General features: G+C 30.8%; 11 protein-coding genes. 2 read left to right on the forward strand and 9 right to left on the reverse strand.

What is annotated here, in order from left to right:
• From JJE11_RS05745 to JJE11_RS05780, 8 genes are all read right to left on the reverse strand, one after another.
• Positions 1 to 1294 (reverse strand): VTT domain-containing protein (locus JJE11_RS05745; protein WP_291633519.1); only part of this gene is annotated, 1294 nt, incomplete at its 3' end.
• 73 nt (positions 1295 to 1367) lie between these two features.
• Complete coding sequence (locus JJE11_RS05750; RefSeq protein ID WP_291633521.1) at positions 1368 to 1916, reverse strand: phosphatase PAP2 family protein; 549 nt, start codon at positions 1914 to 1916, stop codon at positions 1368 to 1370.
• 223 nt (positions 1917 to 2139) lie between these two features.
• Positions 2140 to 2973 (reverse strand): undecaprenyl-diphosphate phosphatase, encoded by an 834-nt coding sequence (locus JJE11_RS05755; RefSeq protein ID WP_291633523.1) that lies wholly within the window; start codon positions 2971 to 2973, stop codon positions 2140 to 2142.
• Positions 2974 to 3203: 230 nt separating this feature from the next.
• Positions 3204 to 4592, reverse strand: a complete 1389-nt coding sequence (locus JJE11_RS05760; protein WP_291633525.1) for a HAMP domain-containing sensor histidine kinase — start codon at positions 4590 to 4592, stop codon at positions 3204 to 3206.
• A 2-nt stretch (positions 4593 to 4594) separates the two neighbouring features.
• Positions 4595 to 5275 (reverse strand): response regulator transcription factor, encoded by a 681-nt coding sequence (locus JJE11_RS05765; protein ID WP_291633527.1) that lies wholly within the window; start codon positions 5273 to 5275, stop codon positions 4595 to 4597.
• An 82-nt stretch (positions 5276 to 5357) separates the two neighbouring features.
• Entirely contained in the window at positions 5358 to 7325 is a 1968-nt protein-coding gene (locus JJE11_RS05770; protein WP_291633537.1) for a GGDEF domain-containing protein, read from the reverse strand.
• A gap of 178 nt (positions 7326 to 7503) precedes the next feature.
• The gene (locus JJE11_RS05775) at positions 7504 to 8532 is read right to left on the reverse strand and encodes an aminotransferase class I/II-fold pyridoxal phosphate-dependent enzyme (protein ID WP_291633529.1); all 1029 of its coding nucleotides are present in this window, start codon (positions 8530 to 8532) and stop codon (positions 7504 to 7506) included.
• 61 nt (positions 8533 to 8593) lie between these two features.
• Positions 8594 to 10294, reverse strand: coding sequence for an ABC-ATPase domain-containing protein (locus JJE11_RS05780; protein ID WP_291633531.1), 1701 nt, complete (start codon positions 10292 to 10294; stop codon positions 8594 to 8596).
• Positions 10295 to 10774: 480 nt separating this feature from the next.
• Between JJE11_RS05780 and JJE11_RS05785 the strand changes: the two genes are divergently transcribed.
• On the forward strand, positions 10775 to 11131 hold the full coding sequence (locus JJE11_RS05785; protein ID WP_291633539.1) for an FMN-binding protein: 357 nt from the start codon (positions 10775 to 10777) through the stop codon (positions 11129 to 11131).
• Positions 11132 to 11247: 116 nt separating this feature from the next.
• Positions 11248 to 12591: an MATE family efflux transporter gene (locus tag JJE11_RS05790; RefSeq protein ID WP_291633533.1), complete on the forward strand. Its 1344-nt coding sequence runs from the start codon at positions 11248 to 11250 to the stop codon at positions 12589 to 12591.
• A gap of 58 nt (positions 12592 to 12649) precedes the next feature.
• Here JJE11_RS05790 and JJE11_RS05795 read toward each other — a convergent pair.
• A partial coding sequence (locus tag JJE11_RS05795) for an NAD(P)-dependent oxidoreductase (protein ID WP_291633535.1) occupies positions 12650 to 13265 on the reverse strand: 616 nt, incomplete at its 5' end.

Genomic DNA, 13265 nt, shown 5'->3' on the forward strand with positions numbered 1-13265 from the left:
TATTACCTTGTATTTTAGGTAATATACGATAAACTTCCAATAAAATAATATTTATAGTAAGCCACACTCCTCCAAAAATATATCCTGCGTAAACATCACTTGGGTACTGCGTTTGAAAGAATATCGGATTTAGCCCCACAATTATGCAAATAAACAAGGTTAAAATTAAAAACATAGTTTTAGCCCAAGTTTTTTTCACATGTTTTACTATTTGAAAAGCTAAAAAACCGTATGCAACAATTACCATTAAAGCTTGATTGCTTGGAAAAGTATATACATTATTCCCTATTAGGTTTACTGACGAAGGTCCTAAACGCCTAAAAATATGCCTTAATGCATATTGTAAAATTTCGCCTCCGAAAATTACAATAAATAGAAACTGCATTTCAAGAAGTCTATTTATATTCCTTCTTATAATCCATATAGACATGAGAATAGTTAATAATAATAACGCCTTAATTGAAGTGATTAATTCAAACAAACCAATCAATTGTGACCATTTCGAAGTAAAAATTGCTTTGACTAAGTAAGATACAACAATGTCAAATTGCTCAAATTCATGTGCTAAATAATCTTGTATTACACCGATTACGAGAAGGTCAAATCCAAAAAAAACAATTGCTACTGCAGCTATAGCAACTTTAATTTTTCCCATAGAATGAAATATAGTTATAGCTCTATTTAGTATTTTATAAGTAATTTCTATAATTCGTGTCTTATGATGTCTATAAGCATAAATAACAATCAAAATTAAAGATATAATTATACTGCCTATAATCAAGTATTTAGATATAGAGCTATGAAATTTATCCCAGTTTGGTCCAAGAACCTTACCTAATGAAATAAAAGTAGCAGTCCATATAAAAGCTCCAAAATAGGCGTTTACAGCAAACCTCTTATAAGGTATTTCCGTTATCCCTGAAAAATAACCAGTAATATGTCTAACTCCTGGAATGAAACATGCTAAAATCAACAATTTATTACCAGATGATTTAAACCACTTTGAAGTTTTCTCCATTTTGGTGGGACCAAGATGAATATATGAACCATATTTTTCAAAAAATCTTGTACCTAATCTAGAACCAATAAAATAAGACATTGTAATACCTAATATTACTCCAGCACTAGCAACTAGTATACTTATAATCCAGCTCATTTTAGATTGATAAACAAGAAAACCACAATATGTCATCATTAACTCACCAGGAAGAGGGAATGCAATTAACTCAAGCACTAGAGCACTAAACAAAATTATATATCCATAATGATTAATTAATCCTATTACAGAATTCAAAAGATCACGTCCTATCTTTACTATTTATAAACATTTTGCTCCTCATATATTCTTTCTGATTTGTACAGTTCTATTATATTCTATCGCTTATAGTATGCTTTGTTTTATCAAACACGTAAATTATTATTCCACTGCACATAAGCCCTAAAACTATACCTGCCAAAATATCTGTAGGATAATGTACATATAAATATAATCTTGAAAACCCTATCAAAGATGCCAAACCTAAAAATCCAAATGCATAACGTTTAAAATATCTTGCTAATATTCCCGCCACTGCAAATGATGAAGTAGTATGACCTGACGGGAATGAATATGATAAGGGCTTTGCAATTAAAAGGTTCCATGCGGGTATATTTTCTGATGGTCTTATACGCTTAACTACATTTTTTAATATTTCTTCTCCTAAAATTGTACTTAGTATTAGCGCCCCTAAAGCCATAAATCCTATTTTTCTATATTTTTTGTTAAACATAAGTATTGCTATTATAATGATCCATATGATTCCTCCATTACCTAAATATGTTGATATAATCATACTTTTATCCATAATAATTCCATGCATATTATCTTTTATATACAATAATATTGAGTTATCAAATCTCTGTACTAATGATATCATTTTTATCATTCCCCTTTTTTCTCTTTTCCTAACAAGATGTGTCTAATAACATTCTATTATATTATATATTTGTAAAATTAAGAATAGATTAAAAAAGTCTTAGATTTAGCTTAAGAATTATAAGAACTAAAAATATAAATCACCTAGATCACAGATCAACCTGAAATCCAGATGACTAATGTACTATAATATTTATATGAATTTATGATAAAGTTATTAATATCTATAATGAAATAGTCCCAAATTTAATTAATAATAGCAACGCTGCACCAATAACTATTCTATAAATAGCGAAAACCTTCATTGGTTTTTTCTTTAAATAAGAAACAAATTTTTCAACCACTACTAATGCAACCAAAAATGCCGTTACAAAACCAATAACCAAAGTAATAATCTCCCCACCACTAAAATTCATTCCACTTTTAAATAGCGTTAGTGCTGTAGCCCCAGCCATAGTTGGTATAGCAAGGAAGAATGAAAACTCAGTTGCAGCAACTGTAGAAACACCACAAATCCATCCCCCCATTATAGTAGATGCCGACCTAGACATACCTGGCCATAGTGCAAAGCATTGAAAGCAGCCTATTTTAAATGCCTGTTTAATGCTTATTTGCTCAAGCTCTATACTTTTTGTTGTATATTTATTTCTAAATTTACCTTCTATTATAATCATTAGAATTCCACCAACTACTAAAGCCAAAGCTACAGTTCCTGGGTTAAAGAGATATTCATCTATCTTATCATTAAAAAGAAATCCTAAGACTGCGGCCGGTATAAATGCAACTATAATGTTAGTCCAAAATTTAATACCTGATGGCTTTGCCTGAAAAAGCTCTACAACAGAGCCCCATATTTTATCAAAGTATAAAACTATAATTGCAAGAATAGCTCCTAACTGAATGACTACCTCAAAACTATTTGCAAATGCCCCTTTAAAATTTATAACATTTCCCACAATTATCATATGTCCAGTAGATGAGATAGGAATAAATTCTGTTATCCCTTCTACAATAGCTATTATTATAGCTTTTAAAACTAATATAATGTTCAAATCCATGTAATATACACTCCTTATAATAATTATTATTGCCATTAGTACTTAAGAAAAATGATTTTTTATAAAGGGAAGATTACCAAAGAAGTAACCCCGGCCTAATAATAAACTTTCTCCTGCTTTGCATTATATATTGCTAAGATTAAAATCACATTAAAAATGTCTTATTTTTAGATTAAGTATTAAAATACCACATAATTAAAAAACACCTAGATAACAGATAAATCTGAAATCTAGATGTTTAATATAACAGTAATTTTTGTTCCCTTGCCTTCCGTGCTTTCTACATTTATACTTCCCTTATGTACATCTACAATCAATTTTGCAATAGATAATCCAAGACCCATACCACCTTTTTCTTTAGATCTAGATTTATCTACAATATAAAACCTTTGAAATATATTTTGGATATCATCTTTTGGTATTCCCACGCCACTATCACTAACAGTAATTTTTACTGTTTTATTCAGAATTTCTGAACTTATATCAATCTTTCCTTGTTCTGGTGTAAATTTAATACTATTATCAATAAATATCCTGAGCATCTGCTTCACCATTTTATAATCTGCAAATATGCTTACAGTATCGTTTTTATCACTAGATACTATATGGATATGATCTATAAGCTTACTTTCTCTCACTACCTCGCTAATAAGTTCATTAAGCCAGAATTCTTTTTTATCTATTGTTTGATTTTTGCTATCACCTTTCGCAAGAAACAATAGCTTTTCAACTAAATTTGCCATATTATTAGTTTCTAGCTTAATAGCATGAATAGACTTTTCTAGGGCCTCTCTATCATCTTTTCCCCATCTATCAATTAGGTTTGCATACCCTTGAATTACTGCAATAGGAGTTTTAAGCTCATGAGAAGCATCGGATACAAACTGAATTTGCCTATCAAAAGCTCCTTGAAGCCTATCTATCATTTTATTTAAAGTATTACCAAGTCTTTTAAGTTCATCATCAGGACCTGTAACCACAATTCTTTCCTTTAAATTATTAATACTGATATTGTCAGCGGCTTTAGTTATATAATCAATGGGTCTCAACATTTTTTTGCTTATACTATATCCTAATATAATTGAAGCAATAATACCTATAAAATCAGCTATTGCCATAAAAGCAAATAGAATTTTCATAAAATCATATTCATTATCCATATCCTTGACTATTTGAATATATATCCAGCCATATTCTTTAGTTTCAATTTTTAAATTTTTATATACTAAACGTTTATCATCCTCTTTAAAATCAATTATATTATCAAAAGGCTCTTCAACTTTAATATCATAATTAAATTCATCTGATATGTTTAGTACCTTTCCATCTCCTTGAAGTATTCTTATGGATACGTTTTGCTTTGAGGTCACATCTGAAATTATTTCTTTTCCTAAAGAGGAAATATTGTTATTTAGAAATGAAGCCTTATTTAACACTCTTATTTTAACATCTTCTATTTGTTTATTTGCCTGACTATATAAATAATATTTTATTCCATACAAAATAGACGCATTTAAAATGAGTAAAACTAATGCAAACATTACAGCATAAACTATAGTTAACTTTAGAGATATTTTTGCACTTTTAATCATATTCAAATTCATAATCTTAAATTTCATAATTAATCACCTTTAACAACATATCCTACCCCTCTTATAGTAGTTATAAATTTATCCTCAAATCCATCATCAATTTTATTTCTTAAATACTTTATAAACACATCAACTATATTGGTATCCCCTATATAGTCATAACCCCATATATTTTCAATTAATTGAGCCCTTGTAAGAACAACATTTTTGTTTATTAACAACATTTCTAAAAGGTCATATTCCTTTTTTGTAAGTTCAATTTCCATGCCACTCCTCTTAACATTATGGGCTTTATTATCCATGACAATATCTTTCACTATTATTTGATCAGTCTTATTTTCTATAAATGTATTTCTTTGATACACCCTAATTCTTGCTAACAGTTCTTCTATTGCAAATGGTTTTGTGAGATAATCATTTGCACCTACATCTAATCCTAAAACCTTATCTGATATCTCACTTTTTGCCGTAAGCATAATGATAGGCACCTCAGATGACAGTCTTATTCTTCTGCAAACCTCAATTCCATTAAGTCCCGGTATCATAACATCAAGAAGTACTAAGTCATACTCATTCTTCTCTGATATTTTTAGTCCTTCTAGCCCATTGTAAGCTACATCAACTTTATATCCTTCATGACTTAATTCCATTTCAACAAACATTGACATTAGCTTTTCATCTTCCACTAAAAGAATTTTAAAATTCTTCAAAATAGCACCTTCTTTATTGTAGTGCATACAATTTTATTATTGTATGTAATTAAAATCAACAGTATACTTCAAAACAAATATTTCATTCTCGCGGCAAAAAATCCAACCTTTTCTTTCGTTTATAAAGTTGCTTGTCCGCGTATTGAATCAACCCCTCGAAGGTAAGCCTCGTTTCAGGAGAATAAACCGAAAATCCTAAACTAATTGCTAACTTATAGGGTTTTCTTGATATTGAATTATATCTATCAAAATTTGAATTAATGCGTTCACTAATTTCATTGATTTCGTTTTTAGTGGACTTGTTTGCTGCAATTATGATAAATTCATCTCCTCCAATACGTGCTACTATATCATCCATTCCGCAGGATTCCTTAATTAAGAGTGCTGCAGTTAAAATAGCTTCGTCCCCTTCTCTATGACCATAAGTATCATTAATTTTCTTTAAACCATCTATATCTCCAAAACACATAATAGCTTTACCCCCAGTGATAGCAGCTGACTTATACAGGCTACCCCCATGCATGTAAAACCCTCTCCTATTGAAGATGCCAGTTAACTCATCAATCACATAACTGTTTTTTAATTCCACATTACGCTTTTCAAGCTCAATAACTGCTAAGTTTAACTGTTCCTCTGCTTTTATTCGTTCATTAAACAACATTTGAATTTTCAAGGTATTACTAATCTGCTCTCTAAAGGTTTCATAAACAAATTCATCGATTGCATTCATATCAAATGCGATATATCCAAAATAATCTTCACCGGTAACTAAAGGATATAAAATTAGGTCATTTCTTTCTTCTCCATAAATAAACTGTTCTGGTAAAATATCTACTGTATCTATATACTGCATCTCTGATAATTTTCCATCATTATATCCTAAAATTAGTTTGACTTTAGAGGGTAATCTAATATTTGTTTCCCGCGAGCTATTTACAGGAGTATCATACACACATAAATAACATTGTTTCATTCCATACCAAGGCATTGCATCTAAAATAACCTTTGTTAATTCTTCAAGATTTGGTACAGAATTAAATCCTCTCATTATATCCCTTGTCCCTATATACATTCTTTTAAAATTAAAGTGTTGTATGGCCTCTTTTTTCATATGTTTTTTAAGTTCGGCGCATTCACTGTCATATAGAGTATCTTTACTCAAACCCTCTTTTATTATTAACGGTGTTTTACTCTTTAAAATACTATAACACCCACAAGACTCTCGTACTATTAACTTGCCCTTTAAATAAGTACATTGTGGCACATGTTGCCCAGCTAAAATTAAGTCTATAAACTCAGCGGCTTTTGAAGCCATTTCAAAAATAGGTTGTTCAATAGTAGTAAAAGCAGGAGATAAGGCCCTCACTTCGTAAACATTATCAAAACCAGTTAAAGCTATATCTTTTCCTACTTCAATCCCCATCTGCTTCAAACGATAAAACGCCTCAATTGCCATTTCATCATTTGCAACCACAATAACTTCTGGTTTTTTATTCCTATTCACCATAAGTTCATCTATAGCTTTAGCTGCTGATAATTCATGAAAATCACCTTCAACAATTAACTCCTCGTCATATGGTATATTATGTTCTTTTAGTGCATCTGTATATCCTTCAAATCTCATAACTGCCTCAGGATTAAAGTGCGTCCCTGTTATAAACGCTATTTCAGAATAATTATGATACTCAATTAAGTGATTTACCATAAAGTGCATACACTCTCTATTATCAAAAACTATACTAGGAATATCTTTAATATCTATTCCAATACTAACCATAGGTATATCTCTATAACGTTCTAGAAATTCAACGAATTTATCTAAGCCAATATAATTCATAAGTAACCCTGAACATATAATTAATCCATCCAATTTTTCGGTGTTAACTAAATCAAAAATAACATTCTGCTTTGCTTCATCCCGAGTTTTGGACTCAAGTGCTCCTCCAGCAAAAAAAAGCGTATCAAAATTTCTTTCAAAGGCGACCTTTCTTATTCCTTTACAAACAGGCGATTGATAGAAACCATCAAAAGAATTTATTAAAACACCTATAGTTTTTTTCTATTTGGGAATAATTTACTCATTACTGAAAAGCCCCCATTTCCTTGTTAATAACTTGATAATTATATTAATATTACCATAAATTACTGCTATATGGCAAGGAAATATATTTTATACATTAGCTGAGTATGCTAGTTATTACCACTCATACCTGAACATCTACATCTCTCTAAATACTAACTAATCTTAGCTCATCAATAAATGAGTTAATATCCTCTTCCTTTGTAGCCCATGATGTTACCAAACGAATAGCAGAATTATCCTCATCAACTTTTTGCCATATATAAAACGAATACTTTTGTTCAAGCTTCTCAATTACTCCACTGGTTAATATCGGAAATATTTGATTTGTAGGTGAATGAATTAAAAATTCATAACCACAATCACTAATTCCCTTTATTAATAGCTCCGCCATATCATTAGCATGTTTTGCTAAGTCGAAATAAATATTTTCTTTAAATAACTCCAAAAATTGTATACCAATTAACCTTCCCTTTGCAAGTAATCCACCCTTTTGCTTAATATGATATCTAAAATCTTCCTTCAGAAAATCATTGCAAATAACAAGGGCTTCTCCCATTAATGCACCATTTTTAGTTCCACCTATATAGAAAGCATCAGTAAGCTTTGGCAAATCAGAAAGCTCAATATCATTCTCTTTTGAGCATAGTGCAGAACCAAGTCTCGCTCCATCCATGTATAAAATCATATTGTTTTCCCTGCAACAATTACTTAACTCTTCTAGTTCTTGTTTCTTATATATTGACCCTATTTCTGTTGGATTTGAAATATAAACCATCTTAGGCTTTACCATATGCTCATCAGTATGCTCATCAATAGCCATTTTTATATGAATAGGCTTAAGTTTTCCATCATCCACTTTCATGGAAATAATTTTATGCCCAGTTGCTTCAATAGCTCCCGTTTCATGCACTAATACATGGCCTGTATTCGCTGATATAATAGCTTCATGTGGTCTTAAAAAAGCAGAAATGGAAGTAAGATTTGTTTGAGTTCCACCACAAAACAAATGAATATCAACATAATTACATTTCAGTTTATCCTTTAACAATTTAATAGCATCCATGCAATATTTATCTTCACCATACCCCTCTGTCTGCTCCATATTTGATTCCATTAGAGCTTTCAATATATTTGGATGAGCACCTTCACTATAATCATTTTTAAAACTATACATTAGTTTAGTTCCCCTTTCAACTTCATTGGATTATTTTCACTTCAGATTTTTTTATACTTTTTTACACTTTCAGGTTTCTATATCTATTATACGCCGCCATTATTTCTTGTTTCCTAGGCATGGACAAACTTCCACTTCCACCTTTTAGTCTTTCCATGGATATTAACCCATTTTTCTCTATTTGACAAACTATATTATCCACCATACACTCAAAGTTTAAATTCTTATTCATAATATTTGTCTCTGCCCATTTCATTATTGAGCCTATAGCATTTAACTGTTCATTATCCACTATTTGCTCCACGGCTTTTAAATCTATATCATCCCGGTTTATACTTAATGTACTTAATCCCATTGCTTTAATTTTAACGCCCTTATCCCCTGACAGAATTGTTCCAGCTTTTACTATTCTTTTAAACGTAATATCAATCTTTAAATTTTTATCATTAATTCTTTTTATAATATGGCCTTTGCTTAGTTTTTTAGCCTCTTTTGTAACATCCTTACATTCATAATTATCCAATTGCACAACATAATCTGCTACATCAAAGAAATCTCCTGAGCTCCCTACCACCATTATTGTTGAAATACCCTTTTGCTTGTACAACGGTCTCACTATTTCAATAAATGGTGTGATTGGTTCCTTTTCCGTGCAAACTAATTTTTGCATTAGCTCATCTCTCATCATGAAATTAGTAGCTGAAGTATCTTCATCTATTAATAATACCTTAGATTCACTTTCAATTCCTTCTATAATAGTCGCAGCTTGTGATGTACTACCACTTGCGTTTTCCGTAGAAAATTCTATTGTGTCTTTCCCATTAGGTAAGTTACTTATAAATAGTGATATATCGGTTTTAGTGATGCATCTACTATCTTCTGCCCTTACTTTTAAAGCAGATTCATCAGTTATAACAAATTCTCTACCATCTCCTTCAATATGATTATAAACTCCAAGTTCTATTGCTTTTAATAATGTAGATTTACCATGGTATCCTCCACCTACTATAAGAGTTACACCGGTCTTAATACCCATACCGCAAACTACGCCTTTACTTTTTGTATTAAATTCCACTTCTAATTCCTTTGGCGATTCAAATACCTTGCCACTGATTAAAGCTTTTGTAGATATGCCACTTTCTCTAGGTAGCATTGACCCATTAGCTACAAATGCAACTAGTCCTCTACTTGCCAGCGACCTTCTTATATGTTCTTGATCTTCAACTAGCTTTACTCTAGTTGCTAATTTTTCGCTATTTATATTTTTGTATATTAAAGTTTTGTCTACAATGTTTGGTATAACATTATATAAAATTTTCTCAAGCTCTCTTGATAAAACACTTCTTCCTCTTGCTGGAAATCCAACATAGAATCTTGCTTCTATTTTATTCTCATCTACAATTATTGAAGTCCTATCTAATATTTCTTGTGGACATTTGCTTATTGCTATTAAGCCGCTCTTCCCAGAACCAAAAACTTTTTCGGAGCACTTATTTATATTAGAATAAAATTCTCTTGTTAAATAATCTGCTATTGCAATATTTTTAATTTTACTATTAAAAAGTTCTTTTGGAAATTTAGCAACTTTTTGATTCACAATTACTCTAATTCTTGATGGTGATGCAAATGGATCACCTTGAACATGATCTATGCAAAGCGTAAAATTTCCAAAATCATATTCTCCTTCTAAATCTTTATACACCCTATAGCTTTTCCCATCGATTCTGTCTATTTCTCTTTTTAGCACTTCTGAATTCCTCATATAACTCTCCTCTTATGTCTTTATATAATATTTTTCTGTTTCTTGCAATGTAAAAAAGCTACTAAACTATGAATGTTTTGTTTAGTAACTTTACAATCTATCTGCCACTGCCTTGTTATTTTAATTGAACTTATATTAATTATACCATCTTTACTTGTTGTATCAACAAGTATCTATATTATACAAATCATAATTTCAATTTTCACAAGTGCTTTTTATATTTTTTTTTACAATTCACAAAATGTTAGTATAACTGCCCTTTTTTTGACACATTAAAAACTTAGAATAAAATCACTGAATAATAAATATTTTTAGATTATAGCGACATAATTATTTAGCATATTACACGAGAAGGAGAAATTTATATTAACCATTATTTTTCATGTAGTTCAAGTTGGTGGTGTACAAATTCATGAGCTTTTACTAGGTAGCAGAATCTCTTCAGGTCAAACAGTTACTGTTAATAACATTAATAAATCTATACAAGGAGCAACCTTTAAAGATGGTACTTATACAGGAGAAGCAGATGGGTATCGCCCAGGGCTAAAAGTATCTGTTGAAATTGCAAATAATGTAATCACTTCTATTGGAATCATTGAACATAATGAAGTTAACTCAAGATTTTATCAAAAGGCTTTTGACAGTATTCCTCAAACTATACTTGATAATCAAAGTACTGAAGTAGATGCTACTTCAGAAGCAACTTTTACCTCTATAGGTATAATGAATGCAGTTAATGATGCTCTATCACAAGCGTTGATAGATGGAACATTGCCAGGAACTCAACAGTTGCCACAAAATCGTGGGCATGGTAAGGGTGATAGATATAGAAATTAGCTTAAGCCTTGCAAAATACATTCTGTTCAAAACTCCAAAAAATACATTAGTAAGAAAATTATAAGTATTATAATGTTATAATATATATATTATAATTTGATTAGAGGCGACATTACATGAAATGGATAAGAAAAGATGTATTTAATTTAGCAATCCCAATAATGACAGAACAATTATTTGTTATATCTTTAGGTATGATAAACACTATGATGGCCGGACATATAGGGAAAGAAGCAGTTTCTGCAATTGGAATGGTGGATTCCATAAATAATATATTTATAGCATTTTTTTCCGCACTTGCAATTGGCGGAATGGTTGTTGTAGCACAATTTATAGGTCAGGGGAATATAAAAAAGGCTAATGCTACTATGAAGCAGGCTCTCTTTTCTGGACTTATAATAACTTTTATAATAACTCTCATGATGTTTTTATTAAAAGACCCTATAATTGCGGTGCTTTTCGGAAGCGCCGAGCCCGCAGTAATAAGTAATGCCCATACATATTTAAGCATAACTTTACTTACTTATCCATTAATAACTATTGATTTAATTTCCAATGGACTCTTGCGTGGAGCTGGAGATACAAAAACTCCTATGAAAGTTAGTATCTTTATGAATATTATAAATGTGAGCTTAACCTACACTTTTATAAATATTTTTGGTATGGGAATAATAGGAGCAGCACTTGGAATAGCTATTGCAAGGGTTAGTGGAGGATTAATTATATTAACAGTGCTTATACGTGGTTCAAAAATCCTAAAACTAACAAATTTAAAAAAATTCAAATTTGATAAGTCTTTATTAAAACTTATATTTGGAATTGGAGTTCCTGCAAGTATAGAGTCTTTGCTTTTTCATGGTGGGAAGTTAATTACTCAAATTTTTATAGTGAATATGGGAACTATAGCAATTGCATCAAATGCAATCGCTGGCTCAGTAGCTAATCTGCTTAATGTACCAGGAAAATCTTTAGGTATTGCTGCAACCGCCCTTGTTGGAAGATATATGGGTAAAGGGGAACTTAAAGAGGCTGAGAATTCATTATCCTATATTACAGTGCTTTCAACTATTTTTTTAACCGTGATTGCATTAATATCTATACCCTTTGCAGGGAAGATTGTATCCCTATTTACTACTAATAATGAAATAATCCACTTAGCATCAACTGTACTTATAATAAATTCTGCATGTATTCCTTTATGGTCAATATCCTTTGTTTTACCATCTGGTTTAAAAGGAGCTGGAGATGTAAAATATACGTTGGTAACTGCAATTATAGGAATGTGGCTTTTTAGAATTACATTAGGTTATTTACTTGGAGTCGTATTGAATTTTGGATTGGTAGGAATATGGACTGGTATGATTATCGATTGGGTTGTCCGCGGTTGTCTTTATTGCATTCGGTTCAAAAAAGGCAAATGGAAAAGTAAGACTGTAATAAAAATGACAATGAATTCTTAACTAACAATAGCCACCTCATATTACATAAATACGATGGTGGCTAAATAATATGTTATATTTAATCATTTACAATGTTTGTTGGATTCCCAGAAATAAATTTTTCAAGATTATCAATAGCAATATCCATAAGCCTTTGTCTTGACTCAATTGATGCCCATGAAATGTGTGGTGTTATAATGCAATTTTTAGCTTTTAGTAATGGGTTATCTTCCTTTATTGGTTCACTTGACACAACATCTACTGCTGCTCCTGCTACTTTCCCACTATTTAATGCCTCTGCTAGATCTTCTTCCACAACCAATGGACCTCTTGAATTATTTATTATCATAACCCCATCTTTCATTTTTGCAATCGTATCCTTATTTATGATACCCTTTGTACTTTCAAATAACGGGCAATGCAGCGTTATAACATCCGAATTAGTAAGTAGAGTATCCATATCCACATATTTCATTGTAGCACATTCGAAGTCTTTGTTCTGATATGAATCAAATGCTATTATGTTCATACCCATAGCTTGAGCTATTTTACCGGTCATTTTACCAATCTTTCCATATCCAATAATGCCCATGGTTTTTCCTAAAAGCTCAATTAATGGATAATTCCAGTAGCACCAATCTATGTTATTGGACCATTCTCCTCGTTTTACTGAATCACTATGAGCACCTATATGA

The sequence above is a fragment of the Clostridium sp. genome (assembly GCF_016650095.1).
Classification (GTDB): Bacteria; Bacillota; Clostridia; order Clostridiales; family Clostridiaceae; genus Clostridium_AD.

Bases quoted from the DNA above. Each gene is read 5' to 3' on its own strand.
- JJE11_RS05755 (WP_291633523.1), bottom strand. From the start codon at position 2,973: ATGGATTTGAACATTATATTAGTTTTAAAAGCTATAATAATAGCTATT.
- JJE11_RS05780 (WP_291633531.1), bottom strand. From the start codon at position 10,294: ATGAGGAATTCAGAAGTGCTAAAAAGAGAAATAGACAGAATCGATGGG.
- JJE11_RS05790 (WP_291633533.1), top strand. From the start codon at position 11,248: ATGAAATGGATAAGAAAAGATGTATTTAATTTAGCAATCCCAATAATG.
- JJE11_RS05760 (WP_291633525.1), bottom strand. From the start codon at position 4,592: ATGAAATTTAAGATTATGAATTTGAATATGATTAAAAGTGCAAAAATA.
- JJE11_RS05775 (WP_291633529.1), bottom strand. From the start codon at position 8,532: ATGTATAGTTTTAAAAATGATTATAGTGAAGGTGCTCATCCAAATATA.
- JJE11_RS05750 (WP_291633521.1), bottom strand. From the start codon at position 1,916: ATGATATCATTAGTACAGAGATTTGATAACTCAATATTATTGTATATA.